The following is a 23,407-nucleotide window of genomic DNA, read 5'->3' as shown; positions in this document are numbered from 1 at the left end:
AAGTCCTCACTACAAGCCTGATGCGGACTGAAGTCCTCACTACAAGCCTGATGCGGACTGAAGTCCTCACTACAAGCCTGATGCGGACTGAAGTCCTCACTACAAGCGTGTTTGATGGCTTGATTTTCAGCGGAGATGATATTACCTAAGTTTAACCTGTTATGGAATCTCACATTCAAGCATACCTGCGCTTTGCCGCCAGCCAGCAGCGCGACACCGAGCGCATCGGCCCCTTCCTTGCTACCTTCAGCCGCCACAGCGCCAACCCTTATCTCAACTATGCGATTCCCGACGACGGCGCCACACCCTCCCTCGCCGATGTCAGCGCGCTAATCGCTGCGTACTCTGGGCGCGATCGACAGCCACGTTTAGAATATGTCACGAAACTCGCGCCCGCTGTCGAAGAAGCCCTGATATCCGCTGGTTTCACCGTTGAGGGTCGCTTACCGCTGATGATTTGCACTCCGGGCTCGGAGAAATTGCTGCCGATTCCGCCGGAAATCGAGCTAATTCTGCCAGTTTCCGATGACGAACTTTTGGGTACTGTGGTGGCACAAAACGAGGCTTACGGAGAGGCTGCACCCAGGCCTGAAGATGTTGACAGTCTTCGGAAAAGTCTCGCAGCGGGCGGTATCGCGGTACTCGCCCGCGTCGCAGCAACGGGCGAACCTGCGGGCGCTGGAATCTGCACTCCCCCACAAAACCAGACGACGGAAATCGCGGGAATTGGTGTGCGGGCTGCTTTTCGGCGGCGGGGTATCGCAGGGGCTTTGACGGCGCGGTTGTTGCGATCGGCTTTTGACGCGGGTGTTACGGTGGCTTTTTTGATGACGCTACACGAGCAGGAATTTCGAGTTTACACTAGAGCCGGATTTTGGGCGATCGTCTTCGAGGGCTGCGCCAACGGCGAAATCTTGCACATTTCGCTGCCGCCCCAGTAAAAATTTACCAATCTATAAAATCATCTTCATCAACCTCGGAAGATAACTCAGGAAAATCCGGTTCAGATTCCAATCTAAAAGTTTCCGATTCCCAAATCTCTAAATCATCCGACAAATCGACTACTTCCCCGTCAAACATATCAGCCCATTGCTTACTCGTATTCGCAACAGCTTGAGCATCAGCCCGTACCGCTACAGCCTGAGCATTTAACTCATTCTGAGAGTCTGTAGAACTGTTTATCTGCCGCTGCGGTTCAGAAACATTTGGCACATTAGTAGCAGTATTTTCATCGACCCAAGAGTGTTTTTGCTCTTCTCCCCCGTCCCCCAAAAAATCATTTGCTATCTCAGAATTGCCCGAGTGCTGCACCTGTTGATTCTCATCAATCACAGGAGGATAATTCCGAAGAGTTTCAGCAACACGTTTGTTAGAATTGGGGAAATCCTGGGCGCGGGAACTATTAGTCGCAGCGGGATTTGTCAAAACTACTTTTACTGCTACTCGACGGTTAAACACTTGCAAAAAAGCTTCTTCAATATTAGGTACTTTGTCTTTAACCATATTCAGTAACGGCTGCGAACTAATCTTAACATAAGCCGTATCATTGCTCAACATTACTAGCTGTCCGTGTTGCCGGAGTAGCGATTGAGTCCCGTGGGGCCGCACGCGATCGAGTACCTGTAGCCACACTTTATCTAAATCAATTTCGCTACCTGAATTAGTTGGTAAATCATTTGTTTGATTGGCTTCAGAAGTTGGTGGTATAGATGCGGGAATTGGTGCTGTAGGTGTGCTTTCTGTGCGATCGGCAATAGGTTCCGAAGTCGGGGGTGAGTTTTGAGGTTGAGCTGCGGCAGGCTGTTCGATATGATCTGTAGAACTCCCCCCCTTAGCAAGGGGGGGTTGGGGGGGGTGAATTTGGGAGGATTGAGGAATATTTTTCGCTGGTTGGGCTGTTGGTTGTTGCTGAGTTCTAATGGCTGAAGGCAACAATCCCAGCAGCGTTACTTCCAGCCACAATCGGGGCTGAGTAGTGTTTTTAATTTGTACTTCGTGGGTTTGCAAGTGTTTCTGACTTGCCAAAATTAACTCTGCGTCCCAATTGCGGGCAAAATCGCAGAGTTTTTCCCAAGTTCCGGCTGTTAAAGCTACTAAATCCGACCGCTTCGGTGCAGATGAGGCTATGAGCAAATCTCGGTAAAAGCTGGCGAGGCTTTGCAGCACGATTAGCGGTTCCCGTCCGCGATCCATGAGGTGGCGGGTCATGTCTATTAATGCTGTAGGGTTATCGTTTGCGATCGCTTCTAGCAGTTCCATTAAGTCATTTTCTGGGACGGCGCCGACTAAATCCCAAACTTTTTCTACGGTTATTTGACCGGAAAATAAGCTGAGTTGGTCGAGCAAACTTTCTGCATCTCGGAGTCCTCCTTGAGCGATTTGAGCAACCATTTGTACGGCATCGCTGGCAATATTGATATTTTCTAATTGGGCGATTTTGTGTAAATGAGCGGTCATTGAGTCGAGGGGAATCCGGCGGAAGTCAAATTTTTGGCAGCGAGAGATGATGGTTGGCAATACTCTTTGGGGGTCGGTGGTGGCGAGGACGAATACAACGCGATCGGGCGGTTCTTCTAACGTTTTCAAGAGAGAGTTGAATGCCTGGGTGCTTAGCATATGGCAATTATGAACCAGAAGACCGTTAGCGACAAAGTTGTGGTTGTCTTCTACTTCTATGTCATAAACTTTCTCGACCCCAACGACTTTTACAGATTCTACCTTCTCCGAATTTGTAATCCATTGAAGGGATTGAATACTGTTTAAAGTCTGCCACCCATTTTCTGGTGGTTTCAGCTCCCATATGTATGTAGTGGTAGATTTTACCTGTTTTAGACCTTGTGTAAAACTTTGTTGTTGTTGGGTATCCCAAGCCTGTAAGCCAATTGGCAATGAGTTGATTTTCTTCCCAAGAGTATCCTTCTGTATGAATTTGAATACTTGGACTTCCTTCTGGCGAAAGGCTGAGCGAGCCATCATCCATGTACCACCAAGCAAGTCCTTCGGGAGTGACGCGATCGAGCCAATCTCTTGTGATACCAATTTTTTATGAGACCCCGTAGAATTCCGATCCCCCCTAACCCCCCTTGATAAGGGGGGGACAAGATTCTTTTCTTTCGTCCCCATTAAGAAGGGGAATCGAGATATGTGCAACTTCACATTAAATTGGTATGACGTATTTTTCATTTCCGTTATGTTTAACAGCGTCAAAGACATCTCTAAGTTGGGGATGGCAGGCTGTGTTGCAACAGACTGATATATTTCCGTATCCTTGGTTAGCTGTAACTCGTAACTTTGGTCGCAGTGTCGAAAGACAAGAGGCTTTGTATTCCAACCATTCCCGCTGTTTTTCTCCGTGTGTCCAGCCCAATCTTGGAAATCGGCTATATTTATTTGGGTAGGTGATAAAACCGTCTCCAAGCAATGTTCCGTAGATGAGTCCGAGTGTTTCTGGCTGCACAAGGTCGGAATTTGCCAAGAACTTTTCGGTTCTTGCATCCCAAATTCCATGTCCTTTTTTATATGGATGTCGCTGCCAATAAGACTGAATGGTATTAATTCCTTTGCCTTTTTTTTGCAAAAAGTCTGGTATTTCGAGTTGTTCTCGACATCCACACGGACAGATAGGTCGGATGGCTTGAGCCTGTTCGAGAATAGAGGCAAAGTCGTAGATTTTTTGTCCGTAGGTATTCCCGTAAAATTGATGTCCTCTGGCAAATCTCCGCCAGCGTCTATATGTCCCAAATTTGTAAATGACGGTGCCACACCCACATTCACAGGGGATAGTATCTTCATTCCTTTTTTTACGTCTTTTGCTAGTATCCATCCCTGTTCTGTTCTGATTGGATGATTGCTGGTACATCTAATTTCTCGGTTGGCGGTTTTAATCAACAGTGTTTGTTTTTTACCTTTGTCTAACCACCTCAAAACTTTTTTAAATTCCCAAGTTTCAGAAGTTTCGTTATAGCTGAGAACTTGTTTTCCTTTGATGTTGGGATTGTCGATCCGCATCAGACCTTCGCTAGTTTGTACTTGAGAATCACCGGTCAAACATTCGTCGATTACATATACTTTATAGCGACACTGTACGGGGGCAAATTGCGCTCGTTCGATCAAGTCCCGAATGTTATCTACTCCGGTGTTGCTGGCGGCGTCGATTTCGATGACATCTAGTGTGGAACCTCGGGCAATTTCTTGACAAACGTTACATTTGCCGCAGGGTGTTGGGGTTGGGACGCCGGTGGAAATACAGTTGAGGGATTTGGCGAAAATTCTGGCACTAGAGGTTTTACCGGTGCCTCTGGGGCCGGTGAATAGATATGCTGGTGCTATGCGCTGTTGCAGGATGGCGCTGGTGAGGGTTTGGGCGATCGCCTCTTGACCGACTAATTCGGCAAATGTCTGAGGGCGATACTTGTGATGCAGGGGTTCGTAGGTCACGATCGAATATTTGTGGTATTAGCTGTAATCTTAGCTAAGGACACGTTGTTCGATCGCGCGATAGGTCTACTCTCACAGCCAGCCTCCCGGTGGGCTAGCAGGGCGGGAGCGATCGAACAGTAGTAATTAGCACCGGAGCGTCTGCCCCTCGATCGTCTGGGCGATCGGCTGTGAGCCTGGATATTTTCCGCTGCTCGCTTCGGGAGTTACTATTGATTGATGTGTCTTTAGTTTTGTTTTCCTAGAAACGGAGCCTGCCGAGCCAACATTTTTTTAACCTATATTGGTATAATATATCACAGACAATTCACCATTGCTTTTTGCCAGTGCCAGCGCCGGATTTTCCGATATTTCGGGAACCTGCTTGCAGTTAAAGATAAAGTATTAATTAGAGGGTGTCGGTTCGAGTTGTAGAAATCCAATTGTACCAAGATGGTGGTGGAATGATGTCAATGTTGGTCGTTCGAGTTACACTACCAGCTCAACTCTGGAGTCCTGTATAAATATAGCGTCAAAATTTACCCTTTAAAAGCCCATGTCAACCCAAATAATCCTTGTAGAACCAAGGTTGGCAGTAGCCTCTCCCAAACCTAAACAGGCTAAACCCGGAGATCTGTCCTCCGACCAACTCTTGATGGGAGCGTCGGGATCACTGTTGTTATTGCTGATCGGTTTAGCGGTGTTTACCAAGCTAAAACTCGACGATTTGAGTAAGAAGCTCAAATTTGAGGAGTTTAGAAATAGAGAACTCCAGAAAAAATACAAAATGGCTCTGGAAACCATGACAAAGATGGAAAAAAATCCCGACCTCATCCACTCGCGAGACTTTAATTTAGACTATCTGAGAATGCGGATGGCGGAAGAAGTCTTTCACTTTGCGATTGTGAACCAGATTAAGGTAAAAGTCAAAGAAAAAATTAGTATTGCCCTGCGTCCTACTCAGAGTGCAGTGGGAGATAAAAACGGGAATGCCGGCAGCGGCCGGCAAGTGGATTCGATGTTTGATATCGAATACGTAACTGGCGACCCCGCTGTAAAAATAGAAACACGAGTGCTGTTTCGGATTCAAATTAAGCTGATGAAACTACCGACTCAGGCAACATCGGCGACAATTAATCAAATTATTGACTGTTTGGAAACTTATCTGAGTCCTTCAGACGACCACGACAGTTGGCAGCCGACTATTCAAGGTCGCATCGTTCACATTGAATGGGATCAAAAAGCGAAGCCGACGCCAATGTTGGTGCTCGAACAGTCGAATGAAGGGGTGAATGTTACCTTTAGGACTACGAGAACCCCTGCCGGCAGACCAGCCAATGAAAATGAGAGTCAGTTGGCAGGCTCTAAGGGTCAAAAAAGCAGCAAAAGTAGTTCTAAAAATGCCGCCAAAGGTGGCACAAAAAGTCCTGCTAAGGTAGGAGGAAAGCGTCCAGGTTCTCGGAAATAAGTTGAGGTGAATTAATTTTATTTTACTGAAATAACGCCTGTTGTAGCGGGTGTCGATGTGTTTTGTGCGAGGTAGCCGTCTTCTATATAGCGGTTCTCACAAAGATGAGGTATAAGTTGAGATTTGAGATTTGAGACTTCGGCGTGAGCTTGAACTGTCGAAGGATTTGAGATTTTGGATTGGGGGATTGAGGAATTGTTAATTAATTGGTCAATACCTAATCTTTCGCTCGAAAGGCTATAGCATTTCTCAGGTACATGAGCTACAGGTTTAGATTTTCCATTTTTAGATTTTCCATTTTTAGATTGGGGGATTGAGGAATTGTTAATGAATTGGTGAATACCTCACTTACACTCTTTTGCGCTAGATCGGAATAATGCGATCGGCTATATCTAAAAAGCGGTTGTCCTGGGTGACAACCAAAATAGTGCAGTGCTGTAATGCGGTCAAACCTCCCATGATTTCACCACATCTCGACCTGATTTGCTGTCTAGCGCTGCGGTGGGTTCGTCTACTAATACTAATTTCGGCGGGCTGACTAATGCCCGGGCGATCGCAACTCTTGGTTTCTGTCCACCAGAAAGACTGTCTGGGTAATCCTCTATTTTTTCTCTCCACCCTACAGCTTGCAGAATTTCCTCTATTTTATCGTTAGTTTCTTAGCCAGAAAGATGGCTGTGCAATTCCAGAGACATTTGCACATTTTGCCTAGCTGTCGAGCATTTGAGCAAATTGTAAGCTGGGAAAATATAGCCGATGTCAAGGTGGACTTTAACTAATTTATTTTTGCGAGTTCCCCGCAATTCTTGGTCAAGAATTTGGAGACTACCTTCTTGGATCGCCAAGTTCTAATCAAACTTAACAAAGTTGTTTGACCCGACCCAGAATGCTAATTCATCAACACAATTTCGCCCGGATAAATTTCGGCGTTGCTAAATTAATGTATGAATTACTGAGCAACGGGAACATCCAGAAAGTTTAGAGAATCCCCGTCTGTGAGAGAGCGGGGAATTGCCAACTAACCATGAAGTATTGTAAACAGATTTTAGCTATTTAGGGAAATCAAACAGCACCTCGGTCATGTAATGTTCAGCCCAATCTTGACCGAAAGCTTTTTCGAGTACGCGGCGGGTTTTGTCGTTTTGCTGCTGCTGGGTGCAGTAGTAAATTTGAGCGTCGAGAATTGTTGCTTCTTCGGCGGCAGAGACTGGTTCGCAAGCGACTGCGAGTTTGCAGTGAATTTCCACGTAGGATTCAACTATGTCGAGAAATCGGCTTTCTTCTTCCTGTGAATCTGGGCGCACAAACAAGCAAAACTCTGAGAAAATATCGCCCCATTCGGGAATTTGGCGGGGACAAGAAAACTGGTTAACGGGCAAAGTTTGCAGTCGAGTTCGGTAGGTCTCCGACAAAGTTCGATCGGGATTGAGGGGAGAAAGGTCTGCGATCGCCGCGCTAATTTGACCTTTGCCTGCTACGATGTCTGTGCCGAACATCGGCAAAGCATAATTCGGTCTGGGAAACATCACGCAGTGCAAGATATCCAGCAGTGGCCCAACTTTAGCCAGTTCTAGGTGTATTTTGCGGAATTGGGGAGTTTGATAGCAGCGATTTTCTATGATCAGTTTTTCTCCTTCCAGCCGCCCTTCCACATATCCCAACTCAGCGGGGAGGTGGTAGGGTTCGAGGTCGAGGTACCGACGCCATACTGATTCTATCCGGTCTGCTAATTCGCGGATAAGGTAGTGCTGTTGGTCGCGCAGGGAAGGCTTGGATGTTTCTAACATTCTTATTTATCGGGCGATCGCTTAATAAAACTTGATTCTACGGTTGCAGGAGCCAGGAAACAAGGTAGATACTTTTAAGGATATCAGCAGTTTGACGTGCGATCGAGCAAGTTTTACATAAAAATCTGCTCTCTTATTGAAAGCCCTGTGACTTGAGTCCAGGTATTCCCAGTCGCACGGGCCAATAAATTGCCCTAAAAAACCGAGTAATGGGTAAGATTTGGGGAAACTCTCCGCTAAAATAAATGCACTAGCGGTAATTCGCAGGGAAAAAGCAAAGTAGGTAAGCTTGGAGATGAGTGTATGTTTGGTCTGGGATTGCCCGAATTGGGCATTGTTGCAGTAGTTGCTATTCTAATTTTCGGGCCTAAGAAAATTCCTGAGTTGGGAAATGCTTTGGGCAAAACGCTGCGGAGTTTTAAAGAAGGGGTCGGTCAAGCTGATGATGAATCTACCCAGAAGGAAAAGGACAAAGAGGAAGAGCAAACCTTAGGAAAGTAATTTGCTGAATTTTCTACAAATAGAAGTAGCAAAGCTCTGTCATCGTATCTGTATAGAATGTTTCATTTGGCAGTGTCCGTATTTCCCAATAATCATGCGCTGGCAATCAGCACGAACCCTTCAAAAATACCCAGCTTTGGATTGTACTTATAGCTAATTTATGTTGTCGTTTTTTGCAGAAATTTGTCAGTTTTTGGCATTTTGCCTCTGTTTTTTGGCGAACCTTGGATATTGGATAATGTTTGGGGGCGTTTTTTGAGGCTTGTATTCCTGATTGTCGGTTGCCTAACTGTTGGTTTCGATAGATATATAGCAGTTCGATATCTCATATTAGCGGACGTTTGGGGTAGTCGGTAATGAAAGAAAAAGGCAATCAATAAAAAGCTTGGCTCGTGTCGCATCTGATGTCGTGCTTTCTTATTCATTACCCATTACCCATTACCAGACATACCTCATCTTTTTGAGACTCGGCTATACTGCAATTTCCCTAGCTTGATTTTCGCCCCTAGGTTCTGTAACGCCATGGCACAAGGGAGGGAGTTTGAGTTCTAGCTTGATGGCGTATACGAGTGCGTCGGCTCAATGTCAAGGTATGAGTACATTTGAGATTTTACGGTTGTCAGCGAAGGAATGGTGATTATCGCCCTTGCGATCGTCCTTGCGATCGTCGTCCGCGATGAGAGCGTCCGCAATCTCCGTGCCACCAAATGTCCATTAAACCGCTATCTAGTAGTGCCTCTGGGAAAAATAAGGAGCAATCGAGATCGACTCGCAGCACAGTCCGTTTTGAGGGTGGCTCGTGGCAGTCAAGTCCTGACGCTGCAAATCTATTCGGGCAAATGCCTCCAGCGACGGATGCGGCCGGCTGTAAAACCTGCAATTAGATTGATGGCGTAGATGATAGATTTGATGGTAAAATGAAATTTGGTAACTCCCATCGGTGCCACAGTTTCGGAAAACGTGAAACTGGCCAGTCCATAGGGCTGTGCCTTCCGATGTAAAACCCAAAGTACGTTACTGTAAACAGGCCATATTTTAAGCAAGTTATACTGCGCAGGAGAACTGACAAATGCTACAGCGCAAAATCTATCAACTCTGTTGTGATGGTCGTGAGGTTTCTATTTTTCTTCGAGATCAGCAACGTTGGATAGAGCGCGCTCGTATCCTAGATATTGAAGGGGATCTAGTCACGCTGCGCTACGAAACCGACGAAGAAGACGAAATTAGCTCCTGGGAAGAAATGGTGCGTCTAGAAAGTATTGGAGCTGTGTCCCAGAAGTTGGCTTCGGTGTCGAGAACTAACTGCGAACCCCTAGTTTCTGACGATTGTCCCGAAGCCGAGCAAATTCGCAATCACTACCCGGACTCGAATTTAGAATAGTTTTGAGCTAGAGCTTGAGGCAAAAAGAATATTTGGGGGAAAAGAAAATGACTTTTCTCCTTTTTTTGTCGAGGAAGTAGGCAAAAAACTCGGTTGAGGCGAAAAATCTTCTGGATTGTCACCAAATAAGCCAATAGAGTTGACGATCGACCGATCCCCCCGGCGCCCCCCCGATCGAGGGGGAAGAATGCTCTTAAAGTCCCCGCAACGATTCGGGGGAGCGCCGGGGGTATGCGAGGGGGATCTCCGAGTATAAGGAGTCGATCGTCAACCGTATTGCCAAATAAGCTGTTTTGCATTTAAATTTGAGTTCGATCGCGGGCAGGATGCCCGCGCCACAAGAAAGAGCAATCTTGGACGCAGAACCAATAAAAAACAGATGCTGCGATTGCTTTCATCAGAAATCCCGCTTTTGCTAACGCTGCTGCTTATTCGCCCTCTATTTCCTCATCTAGGAAAAATTCGGACTCGGGTATCGCTTCAAACACCGGACAGTAACCGTCGGGGGTAACTTTAAAGCCAAACAAAGCACTGGACTGGTTCCAACAGCGCTGGCCGCGGTAGTGCTGGCAATTGCCGCAGCACTCGAGGTTGGTTTGAACGGCGTTGCCTTGAAACAGCAGTTCTCGCTGGGAGATGCCGCGCAGTACCAGTTCTTCGCCTTGCCAGCGGGCTTCTACCAAACCGGTATCGGCAAAATTTGCCCACCGAGGATCGGCTGTAATCGGACTCGGCAAGCTAATTGCTACCTCTGTCCCTAATTCGCTGAGTTCTCCTTCATAGTTAGTTTCCGGGATTGCGGGCTGCAAAAACATTTCCCCGATCGGCAATTCGACAACTGTTCCTACCGCCGGAGTGTGCAACTGATAGCGGTTTCGCAACTCGTCTAAGTTAGCCAAGTCAGCTAAATATGCAGGGGAACCGTGTACCAAAATTATGTGCTGGGGACGCAAATTGTGGATGAGCTGGGTTGTTCCCGGCCCGTCGCAGTGTTCGGCTAGCAAATAAGTTTCAATGAGTCGCACTCCAGATTCCCGCCAGTTTTCCAGCCATTCTCTGGCGGGATATCCGGGTTTTTGAGGTGCGAGCAAAATCCAAGGATTGGTGCGATCGGCAACGTATAAACCCAAATCAGGAATTTGGTCAGTAATCACAATACACGGCCTGGACCCCAATTCGGCTCGCTGTTCGGCAGACAGACGGCGGACGCGGGGTTTCACTCTTTCGTCCCAAAACAAAGGTTGGTGGAGAGCAAAATTTTGAACGGCGGTGGGAAAATGGGGCAGCAGTTCCAGATAAGCGTCGCAACCGTCGGCGACAGTGCCGTCTACCCAAATATCTAAGTCGCGTCCGGTAAAGTAGTGGTGGCTGCGGAGTAGCATCAGCAGTTCTTGACCCAAACCGAGGGCGGGTGCGGGTAGCAGTACCGAGTACCCGTCGGCGATCGCCCGGTGGATGCGATCGGCCAATTGATTTTCCAGTTGTCGGCGGTGAGGGTGGCGCGCCGTGCCGTAACTGCCTTCCAAAATTAACACGTCGGGCTTCATGCCCCGGAGTTCTCCCAGCGGCAAACCTTCCACCAAACGACAATTGGACAGAAAAAAGTCGCCGGTGTAAACCAGGGTGTAGGTGCGGTGGGGGGCTTCATAAGTCAAGAGTACAGTCGCCGCTCCGGGCAAATGGCCCGACGGGAACAACTGCACGCTCAGTCCCCGCCGTAGTTCGATCGGCGAGTGCCAGGGCAGAGCCTCACAGAAATGCGACTCTGGCTGCTGAGACTGGGCCTGCCAGTTAAGCGGTAGCAGTCGCGCTGTGACTTCGCTGGCGTAAATTGGCAACTGGGGGAAAGCCTGGTGGAGTGCTAGCAAACCTCTGGCGTGGTCGGAGTGGGCGTGGGTGCACACTACAAAATCGGCTGGCAGCGATCGATCAGGTGTCGCTGACAGGGGTGCGACATTTTCTATACCGCAGTCGAGTAAAATGCGGTGCGGCCCCATGCGCACTAGCAGACAGACCCCTTCCTGGGCGTGGCCTGCGCCGTAAGGTAAACAATCGAGATCCATCACTGCCGTTAGCTCCCTGTACAAGCGCGCAACTTGCAGTATCGCAACATCTAACTAAATGTTGGCTGCGACTGCATTCATTCGATCGAGTTGAGTCTTGGACGCAAAAACCAGGTTTGATGGAGGAAAAGACTTTGTTGCCGCCCTCGCGGACGGTAAAAAAACCCGATCGCTCAAAGTTCTGGTGCGTCAGCCCTGGACTTAAATTTTTCCTCTACGGCTCCGGTTCCCGTCATGCAAGCAAAGTAATTGCACTTAAAATTTGATGCGATCGAGGAAAGCGATTTTCTCTCTTGCCTTGGCAGAAATGGGCATTTGGCCTCCGACCAACTTCATCCTAGTGGTTCTTGCATCAAAAGTTACATTTTATTGCAGCTTGTAAGAGCAGCGAACTCGCTCTCATCAGCCAGTCCTGGACGCATCGATCCCCCCAACCCCCCTTTGATCGGGGGGCTTTCAGGTTCCCCCCGATCAAAGGGGGGGCGCCGGGGGGATCAGCATTTGAGCCATGGAGTGCGTAAGTCCTATAAGCTTAGTTTTAAACCTTTTTTCATAATTTGCGCCTGCTAAAAGCTAGTCTTTTTTATGAGAAGATTTTAATTCAGCAGCCCAAAGATGTTGACAAAACATTACAAATCTTCATCTATCGGGTTTTGAGGGCGGTGTATAGTCCAATAATCAAAACTTCGAGAACTACACTTGTGCAGGCTAGGTGCTGCTGTCAGGAAGATAGGGACTTTTTGAGTTCGATCGCTATCTTTGTAAAAGTTTGATAGATTTTTCTAAGCAAACCTTGTGGCGCTCCAGGATCTGGTGCTGGCTCAGAAGGCAAGCTCTACCGGGTCGAAGTTACCGCAGATCGATCGAATGCGGTCAATCGTGTCTATCGAGTTCCGTCGTAGCAACCAAGTTTATTTGCGGGCTTTCGATCAATTCTCGCCAGAGTACCAGCGGATTCACCTTTCTGGGGCGGCGTGATTGCTAAGTAAATCCACCTTAAACGTAAAATACGGATCGCTAAAAAGTTTGCTGTGTATGTCTTCTTCCTTGCTTCGACTGCGCTGGCTGACAAGTCTTTTTACCCTCCGAGCGCAGCCGTTATAGAACCCATTTGAGATCTATTCTGCGTAAATCTGAGAAACCGGGTTGATCTCTATATTTCTCGTCACCCAACCAAAAACTCGTAGAAACCCGGTTTCTTGCTCCTTGCGTAAATCTCACAAACCGGTTTCTCTCTATATTTCTCGTCACCCAACCCAAAAACTCAAAGATGTCAAATGGGTTCTATAGCGTTCTTCGTTCTTCGTTCTTCATTCTACTTAGCATCACACCGTGAGATGTACCGCTGCCGTTTTTTTGAAAGAGTTTCTGCCGATCGGTTTGTCGAACTCAATTTTAAACAGAAGCTGATGGGATTCGTGGACATTGGGGCACCGAGAACCGTCTTCATTGAGTTAAAGCATCTGGTTTTTCTTGAAGACCGTTCCAGGATAGGTAAAGGCAATGGTGCAGCCAATCGTTCCATTATTTTAGCGATCGCCATGAATATTTTTCGTCTAGATGGTTATTCTTCTATCACTTCGGCTCACAGATTTATCTCCAATGATATTGACAAACTGCTCCTGCTTGTGGGATGAATCAGCCCAGGCTGGGCGAGGGGGTGAGGACGATGCTTTCTCACCGGAGTTCGGCAGAGTTGGATAGTTGGAATTCTTTGACTTTAACTACTACTAGCCAAAGTTTGAATGGTGAGGGTGTTTGATTCAAGACTTGTGAAAAAAAGTGGTTTTACTCGCTATTTATCGGGGGGAAGGTGCTGAGGGCGCACCATAGATAATTAGGTTCTGGGAAAGTGTTTGATTGTTTGGTAGGTTGTTGAGAATAGTACCCGATCGCAATTAAACCTGAAATCAGGAGCGATCGCACAAACCCGGTTCGCTCACAAAATCTGGTTCTTAAATTGGGGATTAATGGCGAGACTTGGTAGCGCGCCGGCAGCCAATAACACCTGCAATTGACACCAGCCTCGACGTGAGATCGTCTTCGGCGGGAAAATTTGTGTAGGAAAAAAACTTGACATGAGCGGGTCATGGAAAGTAAAAATAAATAACAGCAATCAAAAAAAAGAGGCTTGATGTTTGATTAGCGCTCGGCGCTCGGCAAGTATGGCATTGATAAGTTGCTATCTCAGAGCGCAATTTTGGGTAAAATACATCCGGTAAAATACGGAGAATATATCAGTTTTTCACAAGAATTTTTCGCAATTCTTCAATTCGCAATTATTCAATTATTCAATTATTCAATCTCAAATGGCAACAGCTATTCTCGACCTGGAAATCTCCAAACTCCCGCCAGAAATTGCGGTTGAGGAGCGTTACAGCAAAGCCTTGGTTTTAATTCGACTGCACGGAAAACCGATCGGGCAAGCTCTACTTTCGGTAGTCGGAGGTCGCATTGAGGGGACTCAATTGCGGGAAACACTGATGAATGCTGTGGGCGATCGCCTTTGGAAAAATTGGCTCTATGATGCCCTGGAATGGGACGAACGCGGGCCCGTGCAGGCAATGCCCACAGCCACAGTAGCAGTTTGTACGCGCGATCGACCGGAAGATTTGCAGCGCACTCTTGAATCGTTGATGCGGCTCCCCGACGACGGTCAAGAGTTCTTGGTAATTGACAATTGTCCGGCCACGGACGCTACCAGGGAATTGGTCAAAAATTACCCAAAAATGCGCTATGTGCGGGAAGATGTACCGGGATCCAGCGCTGCTCGCAATCGAGCTTTACGCGAAGCTAAACACGAATTCGTAGCGTTTACAGATGACGATGCGGCCCCCGATCCGAACTGGTTGCGATCGCTGTTGGGGAATTTTAGCGATCGGCGAGTTGTGTGCGTCACAGGGCTAATCATGCCCTTGGAACTCGAAACAGAAGCACAAGAATGGTTCGAGCGCTACAGCCCCCACGGGCGGGGCTTTGAGCGCCGAATTTTTGACGGGGCGCACTGCAATCCGCTGGTTGTTTATCCGGTGGGTGTTTCGGCGAGTATGGTTTTGCGGAAAAGCGCGATCGACTGTATCGGCTTGTTTGATGAAGCTTTGGGCGTGGGGACGCCGGCTAAATGCGGGGAAGATCACGAATTGTATGCTCGGATTCTCACCGCAGGCTACCGCATTGTCTACGAACCGAGGGCCCTGAGTTGGCACCGCCACCGGCGCGATTGGGAAGACTTACGCAAAACTATGTACTGCTACGGAGTTGGAGTCTACGCTTTCTGGACGAGAACTTTGGTGAAAAATCGGGAATTCAGTGTGCTTCTATTCGCTTTCGGATGGCTGCGCTCTAAGCAAATTCCTGAATTAATTGCTGCTTTGCTTCGTCAACCGGAGTCGATTCCGAGCGATTTGCTGTTGGCTCAACTGCGGGGCTGTCTTCAGGGCCCGATGGCTTATTTTGCTTCTCGGAAGTGGTTAGAGGAGGTTAAAGGGGATGTCAGTAGTCAGTAGTCAGTAGTCAGTAGTCAGTTGTTAGTTGTCAGTTGTTAGTTGTCAGTTGTTAGTTGTCAGTAGTCAGTAGTCAGTTGTTATTAGTCAGCAGTCAGCAGTCAGTTGTTATTAGTCAGTAAGCTGTTCTACATTTAAATTGTGTGTCAAGAATCAATTAAACCATTAGTGGGATGGCTTTGAGCAGCGTCCCGAATATGCAATGTTTATTTGCGCGACAGCTTACTCATTAGTCATTAGTCAGAAGGAAGAGAGAAGATTGTTTTTTATTACCAATTTCCAATCAGCAATCACTAGACAAGATTGCAAAAGTCCTTTTAATCAAACTTTCGGACGGGCTCCCCCGCCCATCCCACAAGCAAAAAAAATTGTGGGACGGGCTCCCCCGCCCGTTCTAGGTATTTTTGCAATCTTGTCTAATAGACAAGATTGCAAAAGTCCTTTTAATCAAATTTTGGAACAGGCTCTCCGGCCTGTTCCACAATAAAAAATGTTTTTTGTGGAACGGGCCGGAGAGCCCGTCCTAGTTATTTGTGCAATCTTGTCTACTAATTACTAATTACCTTGATTGGCGACAGGTAATATCATGTCCGGTGGATTGACCGCAATAAGTAAGGTTCGATCGTTTGGATGAAGAGTCCGCTCTCAGCCTGCGGACTTTCGGGGGCACTACAAACGGTTTTTGTTGTGGTAATTGACCGGACATGATATAAGTCACGAGTACAGGGATAGCTGTTTTTTATTTGATTAATGACTGATCGATACTTCGGACAGTTTTTAGGTGGTAGTCTGAAAACGCAAGTCCAGAATGCACGCTCCTACCTCAAAAACCCGGTTTCTGACTAGATTTGTCCTAGGGAGTCGCAAAACTTTCCCAGAAACCGGGTTTTTAGCCGAACGCTATGCGTAATCCCTGAAACTGTCCGAACTGTTGACGGCCCGACGGCCCGAACTGTTGACGGCCCGACGGCCCGACGGCCCGACGGCAGGACTTCAACGTCCCAATTACCAATGACTAATCTAATATGAATAGGGAAAATTCAAAAGTTAGCATAATTATTCCCAGTCACAATCGTAGTTCTTCGCTGCGGCGCGCTCTCGATGCTCTGCACTCGCAGACTTATCCGATCGACCTGATGGAAGTTATCGTAGTCGCAGATAGCTGCATTGACGATACTTTGGCAATGTTACAAGATTACAAAGCTCCGTTTAAACTGCACGCGATCGAGGTAAATTCCCGGAGTGCTTCCATCGCCCGCAATACGGGAGCATCGGCTGCTACTGGGGAATTGCTGCTGTTTCTCGATGATGATATCGAAGCCCTGCCGCCTTTGGTGGAAAGCCATGTTTGCACTCACCGAGAGCGTCCAGGCTCTGCTGTCATGGGCCCCTATCCGCCTAAGTTGCAGTCCGCGACTAGGTTTTTTGATGTGGAAGTGCGATCGTGGTGGGAAGACAAGTTTTATCAGATGAGCCAGCCTGCTCACCGATTCACCTATCAAGATTTGCTCAGCGGCAATCTTTCTCTGGATGCAGCATTGTTTGCTCGTCTCGATGGGTTTGATTCGGCTTTCGGGAACTGTGGCGGGGAAGATTACGAGTTTGGGATACGTTTGTTGAAGGCTGATGTACCTTTTGCTATAGTGGCGGAGGCTGTTGGCTATCATTACGAACACGAAACTAATAATCTCGATCGCTCTTTTCTCCGAGCTCGTCAGGAAGGGCGATCGGATGTTTTGATCGGCCACCGACACCCGGAACTTAGATCTATACTGCCGATAGCAGCCTACGAAACTTCTGACTCGCTGCTAGATAAAATTATGGTGGCGCTGACTTTTTTCTGGCCGGCGGCTGTGGATTTGCTCGCCCTGGGGCTGAGGAAATCGCTGGATTTGCTGGAAAGTTTGCGGATGCGGGGGACTTGGCGGTGGTTGCGGGCAAAATTGCGCGGTTATTGGTATTTGCGGGGTGTGATTGATGAGCTCAAAAGTCGATCGGCAATTTCTAGTTTTATGCAAGGAGGCTTGGGCGGCGCTGACTGGGGCGGACATGAAATTAACATCGATTTGCAACAAGGTTGGGAAGCTGCGGAAGCGCTAATTGATGCGGAACGGCCCGCTGGGGTTTACCTGTATTATGGCGAACACACAGTGGGGCACATTTTGCCGCAAGCGGGGGCCCAACGGCTGCGGGGCGCTCACTTGCGATCGATTCTGGCGCGGCAGTTTGCTGAACCGCTGGCTAGGGCGATCGGGGTTAATGGTATGCCGAAAAATGTCGGCACGACGGGAGAAATGCCTTTGATTGCTGTTGAAAATTATGGGTTAGCAATTAATAACTAATTCGGGTAATTTCAACTCTAAACTCTCACCTATAACCTCACGAATTGGAAAAATGCTAACTAGATTTATTGCATAAATCTTTGATTGAGAGGTCAACCGCAGATACAATGCAGAGCGACGCAGAGCGACGCAGATGCATTTCAATATAATTTCCGACTTGGGCAATAAGTCTACTATTTTGAGGAGCAAGTTATGGCAACAAAACTAATGGGAATTGATTTTACAGAACAGATTAATCCGATTCGGAAACTCGAACAATCCGCAGGTGTTCGCATTTTAGTTCGCTACCGGGGAGGGCCTGTGGGCTGGGCTGATGTTAATCACAATCCCAGGGTTGGTGAATTGGGGCTGGTAGTAGCAGGAGGTGTGCGGTGAAAAATCTGGGAATGGTGGTCGATCGGCGCAAAATCGCTCATTTCTTCGATTTGCTGCGGGTGTTGGTCGATCGCGAGATGAAATTACTTTACAAGCGATCGACCTTGGGGATTGCTTGGACTTTAATCAGTCCGCTGTTACAGTTGGCTGTATTTTCCTTTTTGTTTCGCTCTGTCGTACCGCTTAACATTCCGAAATTTTCTTCCTTTGCTTTCAGCGGTTTGTTAATCTGGAGTTGGTCTCAAACGGCATTATTTAAATCAACGGGATTAATTACCAGTAATAAGGCACTAATCAGGCAACCAAATTTTGCTCCAGCAATTTTGCCTGTAGTCACGACGATGACTGGGCTAATTCACTTTTTGTTAGCTTTGCCGGTGTTAATTATCTTTCTGGCAATTGATGGGGTTCCTCTGAAGCCTGTGCTATTTTTGTTGCCGCTGCTGATGCTTATTCAGTTTTTTTTGACCGTGAGTTTTGCTTATCCCCTTGCCGCTTTGAATGTCACTTTTCGCGACACTCAGCACACTTTGGGAGTAGTTTTGCAGATGATGTTTTACCTGACTCCGATTTTCTACGACATCAACAGTGTTCCGAAAAAATTTCAAGTTTTCTATTACTTAAATCCCCTGGTGCCACTGATTGAAGCTTACCGCAGCATACTGCTCAAAGGTATGCAGCCGAATTGGTCTAATCTGTTAATTTTGAGCTTTGTTGTGGCTGCTATTTTGCCGATAGGATTGGGAATTTTTAGACAGCAAAGCAATAGTTTTGTGGAGGAATTGTAAATGCGTGAAGCAATTATTGTCAAGGGTTTGGGTAAGCGTTTTAAGCGCTACAGTGCCGCTCGACCTTATACGATTATGGAGGCTGCTTTGTCCGGTTGGTGGAAACTGAAGCCGGAGTCCAGTTTTTGGGCGCTGCGGAATATCAATTTCACTGTTTCTCCTGGGGAAATGCTGGGAATTATCGGCAAGAATGGCGCGGGAAAATCGACGCTGCTGCAACTTGTTGGCGGTATTGGCCAGGCTGAGGAAGGAACTATTAAAGTTAATGGCAGAATTGGCGGTTTGTTGGATTTGGGTGCGGGTTTTCACACGGATCTAACGGGCAGAGAAAACGTGTTTGTGGGTGCGGTGGTGGCAGGTTTGACTCGCCGGGAAGTGGCGCGCAGGTTTGACGATATTGTGGAATTTGCAGAGTTAAAACAGTTTATTGACAGCCCGATGCGGACTTACAGTACGGGGATGAAAATGCGGCTGGCTTTTTCGGTGGCGGTGCATACCGATCCAGAAGTGCTGTTAGTTGATGAACATTTGTCGGTTGGTGATGTGGCTTTTCAAACTAAATGTTTGAATAAGATAACTGAGTTTAAAAATCAAGGATGTGCGATTGTTTTGATTTCTCACACCGCGTCGCAAATTCAGAAAATGTGCGATCGGGCTTTGTGGCTGAAATCAGGTGAAATCGTGGCTTACGGGGAACCGGAAGTGGTAGTAGGTCAATATTTGTCGTCCATGCGACCGACAGAAAATCGCACTCCCCTGCGTCCTCCTGAAGCTACAAGTACCGGCTCGCCACTGCGAGGTAATCAGAATCGCTTTGGTTCTTTGGAGGTAGAAATTACCGAGGTCAAAGTGTTTCCCAATGCGGAAATAGATAGCGGCGATGCTATTAGCGTAGAAATTAATTATTCGGTGTCGCAGCCAATTCCGGCTGTTATTTTTGCCATAACAATCAGCAGGGAAGACGGTCAAAGTTGTTTTGAGAGTAATACTACTCAAATGGGCAAATTGCTGCCGCTGGTGAAAGGGAAAGGCAAAATTAGCCTCGAAATAGACAGGCTGGATTTAGGAAACGGTCAGTATTACGTGAATGCTGGGGTTTACGACGAAACTTTGGCTTACGCCTACGATTATCATTGGCAGGTTTATCCGCTATACGTGCGATCGACTGTACAGCAAAAAACGATTCTTTGTCCGCCGTACCGCTGGGAATTTGAGGGCCAAAAGCAGGTGCTAGATTTAGCGGAAGCAGACGATCAAACCTACGATTTGAATAAAGATCATCCCAGATACGCCCAGATTTCGACTCAGTTAAAAAATCAGAAAGAACCTGATTTTTTAATTGTTGGCGCTCAAAAGTGCGGCACGGAATCTCTTTACGAATGTCTCGAAAATCACTTGCTAATAATCAAAAAAGGTTCCGGAAATATTCACTTTTTTGAATTAAATTTCGACCGTGGTGTTGAGTGGTATAGCAAGCAGTTAACGCGGGGTGTAGCCGGTGACAAGTTGCTGCTGTGGGAAATGACTCCTTATTATATGTATCATCCGTTGGTGGCCGAGCGGGTTTACAAGTGTTTCCCGAATGTTAAGCTGATTATCATGCTGCGAAACCCGGTAAAACGAGCGTGGATGCACTATCATTTAGAAGTGGCGCGAGGCTGTGAAAAGCTAGATTTTGAAAAGGCGATCGCTTCTGAAGCAGACAGACTGAAAGGTGAGATTGAAAAAATCCAAGCCGATGATGGTTATTACAGTTTTAATCACCACCATTATGCCTATTTGTCGCGGGGAATTTATGTAGAACAAATCAAAAATTTGCTCGACTATTTTTCGAGGGAACAGTTGCTAATTATCAAGAGCGAACATTTTTATGCCAATACAGACCAAGTATTTTCGCAAGTCTTAGATTTCTTGGATATTAGTGCGAGTGGAATTAAAGAATATGAAATCAATCATGTCGAGGATTACAGCAAAATGCCGCCGGAAATAGAACAACAATTGATTAATTATTTCCAACCTTACAATCAGGAACTTTCGGATTTATTGCAGGAGGATTTTACTTGGAGTTAGAAAAAGAGTTTTTCACCGCAGAGAGCGCAGAGAGGAAGAAGTAACAGAGAGGTCAACAAAGGATTTACGATCGTACATGAATCATATCTCTGTTTTCTCTTGCTCTGTGTCCTCTGCGCTCTCTGCGGTAAATTATCAAAAAAAATCTCATTCACAATCGGGTATCACAATGAAACGGATATTTTTATTAGGCTCTCCGAGAAGCGGTACAACCATGCTTCAAAGTTTATTGGCGGCTCATCCTGAAGTTATTTCTTTTCCTGAATCTAAGTTTTTTCACTATTTACTGTACAATAAGTTTGCGGGAAAGTTGCCTGGTAGGATGGAAGCTTTTTTTAAGGATGAAATTAATCGCCCTGAATTTTTGCAAGGTTTTGACGATCGTCAAACTTGGGAAGCTAAAGTTAGTTGGTTTGTCGGAGTTTTGGATGGTTTGGCTGCGGAACAAAACAAAAGTATTTGGTTGGAAAAAACGCCGGAACACATATATTTTATTGAGGATATACAGCGCCTTTTGCCGGATGCTAAATTTATACATATTTTGCGAAATAGTGTGGATACAATAGCTTCTCTCCATGATGCTACTAGGACTTCTCATGATTTGTGGGGGCCTGGTTGGGATTTTAATCACTGTATCACTCGCTGGAAAGAGGCGATATTAATTAGTCACAAATATGCTAATAATTCTCATCATATATTAGTTAAGTATGAGGATATTTTAGAGAATAAAGTTAAAAAACTAGAAGAACTTTGTCATTTTATGGGCATTGATTATGATGGCAAAATGCTGGTGAATTATCAAGAACAAGCCGCGAATCTTAGTTTGAATTTACCTTGGCATCAAGGAATTGAGAGAGATGTTAAAAGTAATAATGTTCACAAATATCAGAGGATTTTAAAGAAGGCTGAAATTCGATCTATTTTAGATAAGATTAAGCGTGTCAAGGGTGACATTTCCAGGAAAGTTACGGTAGAGGTGAGTGAACCAATTTCGGATATTGGCGCTCTTGGGCAAATATGCGATCGCCTTTGTTGTACGATCCAATTGGCAGGATCTAAACTTGGTATGATTGAATTGCCCGTCTGCGATGGTGTGGTTGCGGGTTCGGTGTTGGTGGATGCGATCGCAGCTAGGTTTGCTTGGCCAATTCTCGATCGCTTTTTTCAACGCAATCGCTGCGAAACAGGCAATAATTTGTGGGAAACTTTGCTGCAACCTTTTCACAAGAAACATGACTGGACGCTATTTTTGCAAGAATTTTGGGGGCGCAAAAATTGGCAGTTGGCGAATTTTTATCAGCCAGAAATACCAGAGGAAGTCTCAACTATTACGGTTGAAAAGGATTTTATTGCTGTAGAAGTTAGCGAAGAATTGCCTAATATTAAAGTTGAGTTGGCGGCAATTGATGTGCTGGTGAAAGTGGGCGGGGTTACTGTCGGTATTGTCACTGTGGCGGTGAAAAATAATTTTGTTTCTGCTCAAAATTTGCGATCGACAATTACTCGAAATATCGGTTTTGAGTTGTGCGTCGCCACCGTGCGAGAGGCTTTGCTGGGCCAATCACTCAACGGCAAGATGTCGCTGCGATCGCGCTTAGCCTCTGCTGCTCAACAAAGGTCGAATCTGCCCAAGGGGTTGAATGCAGAGGGTGCTGAGGGCATTTACCCGGAAGATGCGGTGATGTTTGGTAGGCGATGTGGTGCGATCGGAACCAGTGTCAGCCGCCGGGCCGCACTCCCGGCGCAGGCGCTGCGGGAATTAGCGACCTCGGCAGCGATCGCGGGAGAACAGATAATAGCAATTCCCCTAGAAAACGAGTTACCAAAGCAAGTATTTTACGCACCGGAAATCATTTGGCGAAAATCGCCTTACCGAGAAGTTTCTCACTCAGTGAAACCTCAAGTTTTTGAGAATCATCGCGTTACAAAAAAACTGCCGATTCTCGCCTACCTGCGCATCTCTCCTGATGGTTTAAATGCAGTTACTCCGCAGGTTTTTGAACAACAGTTGCAGGCTCTAAAAGAGAATGGTTATTATAGTGCGAGTTGGGAAGATTGGCGCAGTGCAAAACAGACTAAAACTCCTTTACCAGGTAAAGCTGTATTAATCACTTTTGACGGTGGCTATCTCGACTTTTTCACCTACGCTTTCCCTTTGCTAAAACGCTTTGATTTTACAGCAACTGTTTTTCTAGTAGCCGAGTCGATAGGAAAGACAAATAGTTGGGAAAAAGCCGATTCTGAAGAAGTGCAGTTAATGGGATGGGCTGAAATTCGGCAACTGCGGGATGCAGGGATTGAATTTGGTTCGATGTCTGCGACTTATCAACCTCTGACTACCTTGTCGCCCACAGAAATTGTGCGGGAAGGGGCGAAATCCCGCGCAATTTTGGAACGAGGATTAGGGAAATCTGTTAGATGTTTTGCTTATCCTTACGGGGATGTCGATGAAATTGTAGCGCATTTAATCGGAGCGACAGGGTATAGTTTCGGTGTATCATATAGATCGAGTATTAGCAATTTTGACGATTCTTTAATGTCGCTACCACGCATTCAAGTCACAGCAGAAAATTTCTGGAAATTAGGTTGGTAGGGTGCGTCAGTCAGAGATTTTCACTGGAATTAAAACTATTTCGACTGACGCACCCTACTCAATAGTCAGTGCTGTAGGGTGCGTCAGTCACGTATTTTTAACTCTCTCAAATATCTTTCA

Annotated in this window: 17 protein-coding genes; 12 read left to right on the top strand and 5 right to left on the bottom strand. The window is 46.6% G+C overall.

Annotation, left to right across the window (positions count from 1 at the left end; genetic code table 11):
* Positions 1 to 161: 161 nt before the first annotated feature.
* The gene (locus QUB64_RS00690; protein WP_333270926.1) at positions 162 to 941 is read left to right on the top strand and encodes a GNAT family N-acetyltransferase; all 780 of its coding nucleotides are present in this window, start codon (positions 162 to 164) and stop codon (positions 939 to 941) included.
* 4 nt (positions 942 to 945) lie between these two features.
* Here QUB64_RS00690 and dnaX read toward each other — a convergent pair whose 3' ends face one another.
* Positions 946 to 4,437, bottom strand: a complete 3,492-nt coding sequence (gene dnaX, locus QUB64_RS00685; RefSeq protein ID WP_333270923.1) for a DNA polymerase III subunit gamma/tau — start codon at positions 4,435 to 4,437, stop codon at positions 946 to 948.
* 535 nt (positions 4,438 to 4,972) lie between these two features.
* Here dnaX and QUB64_RS00680 point away from each other — a divergent pair.
* Complete coding sequence (locus QUB64_RS00680; protein ID WP_333270921.1) at positions 4,973 to 5,884, top strand: hypothetical protein; 912 nt, start codon at positions 4,973 to 4,975, stop codon at positions 5,882 to 5,884.
* 446 nt (positions 5,885 to 6,330) lie between these two features.
* Here QUB64_RS00680 and QUB64_RS32880 read toward each other — a convergent pair whose 3' ends face one another.
* From QUB64_RS32880 to QUB64_RS00670, 3 genes are all read right to left on the bottom strand, one after another.
* Positions 6,331 to 6,489, bottom strand: coding sequence for an ATP-binding cassette domain-containing protein (locus tag QUB64_RS32880; RefSeq protein ID WP_442921622.1), 159 nt, complete (start codon positions 6,487 to 6,489; stop codon positions 6,331 to 6,333).
* Positions 6,490 to 6,543: 54 nt separating this feature from the next.
* Positions 6,544 to 6,729 (bottom strand): hypothetical protein, encoded by a 186-nt coding sequence (locus tag QUB64_RS32875; protein WP_442921618.1) that lies wholly within the window; start codon positions 6,727 to 6,729, stop codon positions 6,544 to 6,546.
* A gap of 204 nt (positions 6,730 to 6,933) precedes the next feature.
* Complete coding sequence (locus tag QUB64_RS00670) at positions 6,934 to 7,671, bottom strand: phycocyanobilin:ferredoxin oxidoreductase (protein WP_333270918.1); 738 nt, start codon at positions 7,669 to 7,671, stop codon at positions 6,934 to 6,936.
* Positions 7,672 to 7,974: 303 nt separating this feature from the next.
* Here QUB64_RS00670 and tatA point away from each other — a divergent pair, with 303 nt between their 5' ends.
* From tatA to QUB64_RS00655, 3 genes are all read left to right on the top strand, one after another.
* Positions 7,975 to 8,172, top strand: a complete 198-nt coding sequence (tatA, locus tag QUB64_RS00665) for a twin-arginine translocase TatA/TatE family subunit (RefSeq protein ID WP_293247086.1) — start codon at positions 7,975 to 7,977, stop codon at positions 8,170 to 8,172.
* Between the two features lie 630 nt (positions 8,173 to 8,802).
* A complete protein-coding gene (locus QUB64_RS00660; RefSeq protein ID WP_333270912.1) occupies positions 8,803 to 9,069 on the top strand; it encodes a hypothetical protein in 267 nt (88 codons plus the stop codon).
* A gap of 172 nt (positions 9,070 to 9,241) precedes the next feature.
* Positions 9,242 to 9,553 (top strand): DUF6679 family protein, encoded by a 312-nt coding sequence (locus QUB64_RS00655; RefSeq protein ID WP_006633466.1) that lies wholly within the window; start codon positions 9,242 to 9,244, stop codon positions 9,551 to 9,553.
* Between the two features lie 428 nt (positions 9,554 to 9,981).
* Here the strand turns inward: QUB64_RS00655 and QUB64_RS00650 are convergent, their stop codons facing one another.
* A complete protein-coding gene (locus tag QUB64_RS00650; RefSeq protein ID WP_333270910.1) occupies positions 9,982 to 11,616 on the bottom strand; it encodes an MBL fold metallo-hydrolase in 1,635 nt (544 codons plus the stop codon).
* 1,277 nt (positions 11,617 to 12,893) lie between these two features.
* Here QUB64_RS00650 and QUB64_RS00645 point away from each other — a divergent pair.
* The 7 genes from QUB64_RS00645 to QUB64_RS00615 all read left to right on the top strand — a co-directional run bounded on the left by QUB64_RS00645 (position 12,894) and on the right by QUB64_RS00615 (position 23,287).
* Complete coding sequence (locus QUB64_RS00645; RefSeq protein ID WP_333270909.1) at positions 12,894 to 13,253, top strand: hypothetical protein; 360 nt, start codon at positions 12,894 to 12,896, stop codon at positions 13,251 to 13,253.
* A 672-nt stretch (positions 13,254 to 13,925) separates the two neighbouring features.
* Entirely contained in the window at positions 13,926 to 15,122 is a 1,197-nt protein-coding gene (locus QUB64_RS00640; protein WP_333270907.1) for a glycosyltransferase family 2 protein, read from the top strand.
* A 1,022-nt stretch (positions 15,123 to 16,144) separates the two neighbouring features.
* Positions 16,145 to 17,461 carry a glycosyltransferase family 2 protein gene (locus tag QUB64_RS00635; protein WP_333270905.1) on the top strand — a complete coding sequence of 439 codons (1,317 nt, stop codon included), beginning with the start codon at positions 16,145 to 16,147 and terminating at the stop codon, positions 17,459 to 17,461.
* Positions 17,462 to 17,653: 192 nt separating this feature from the next.
* The gene (locus tag QUB64_RS00630; protein WP_333270902.1) at positions 17,654 to 17,836 is read left to right on the top strand and encodes a hypothetical protein; all 183 of its coding nucleotides are present in this window, start codon (positions 17,654 to 17,656) and stop codon (positions 17,834 to 17,836) included.
* A complete protein-coding gene (locus tag QUB64_RS00625; protein WP_333270899.1) occupies positions 17,833 to 18,624 on the top strand; it encodes an ABC transporter permease in 792 nt (263 codons plus the stop codon). The genes QUB64_RS00630 and QUB64_RS00625 overlap by 4 nt, the downstream gene beginning before the upstream one ends.
* The gene (locus QUB64_RS00620) at positions 18,625 to 20,694 is read left to right on the top strand and encodes a Wzt carbohydrate-binding domain-containing protein (RefSeq protein WP_333270896.1); all 2,070 of its coding nucleotides are present in this window, start codon (positions 18,625 to 18,627) and stop codon (positions 20,692 to 20,694) included.
* Positions 20,695 to 20,863: 169 nt separating this feature from the next.
* Entirely contained in the window at positions 20,864 to 23,287 is a 2,424-nt protein-coding gene (locus tag QUB64_RS00615; RefSeq protein ID WP_333270894.1) for a sulfotransferase, read from the top strand.
* Positions 23,288 to 23,407 lie beyond the last annotated feature (120 nt).

It is taken from the genome of Microcoleus sp. Aus8_D2, from assembly GCF_036702665.1.
Lineage (GTDB): Bacteria > Cyanobacteriota > Cyanobacteriia > Cyanobacteriales > Microcoleaceae > Microcoleus.
This window is presented reverse-complemented; position numbering and strand designations above follow the sequence as displayed.

Excerpts from the sequence above, each read along its gene's own strand:
- QUB64_RS00615 (WP_333270894.1), top strand. The coding sequence starts at position 20,864 with ATGAAACGGATATTTTTATTAGGCTCTCCGAGAAGCGGTACAACCATG.
- QUB64_RS00645 (WP_333270909.1), top strand. The coding sequence starts at position 12,894 with ATGGGTTCTATAGCGTTCTTCGTTCTTCGTTCTTCATTCTACTTAGCA.
- tatA (WP_293247086.1), top strand. The coding sequence starts at position 7,975 with ATGTTTGGTCTGGGATTGCCCGAATTGGGCATTGTTGCAGTAGTTGCT.
- QUB64_RS00630 (WP_333270902.1), top strand. The coding sequence starts at position 17,654 with ATGGCAACAAAACTAATGGGAATTGATTTTACAGAACAGATTAATCCG.
- QUB64_RS00660 (WP_333270912.1), top strand. The coding sequence starts at position 8,803 with ATGGTGATTATCGCCCTTGCGATCGTCCTTGCGATCGTCGTCCGCGAT.
- QUB64_RS00680 (WP_333270921.1), top strand. The coding sequence starts at position 4,973 with ATGTCAACCCAAATAATCCTTGTAGAACCAAGGTTGGCAGTAGCCTCT.
- QUB64_RS00640 (WP_333270907.1), top strand. The coding sequence starts at position 13,926 with ATGGCAACAGCTATTCTCGACCTGGAAATCTCCAAACTCCCGCCAGAA.
- QUB64_RS00670 (WP_333270918.1), bottom strand. The coding sequence starts at position 7,671 with ATGTTAGAAACATCCAAGCCTTCCCTGCGCGACCAACAGCACTACCTT.
- QUB64_RS00650 (WP_333270910.1), bottom strand. The coding sequence starts at position 11,616 with ATGGATCTCGATTGTTTACCTTACGGCGCAGGCCACGCCCAGGAAGGG.
- QUB64_RS00655 (WP_006633466.1), top strand. The coding sequence starts at position 9,242 with ATGCTACAGCGCAAAATCTATCAACTCTGTTGTGATGGTCGTGAGGTT.
- QUB64_RS00635 (WP_333270905.1), top strand. The coding sequence starts at position 16,145 with ATGAATAGGGAAAATTCAAAAGTTAGCATAATTATTCCCAGTCACAAT.
- QUB64_RS00690 (WP_333270926.1), top strand. The coding sequence starts at position 162 with ATGGAATCTCACATTCAAGCATACCTGCGCTTTGCCGCCAGCCAGCAG.
- QUB64_RS00620 (WP_333270896.1), top strand. The coding sequence starts at position 18,625 with ATGCGTGAAGCAATTATTGTCAAGGGTTTGGGTAAGCGTTTTAAGCGC.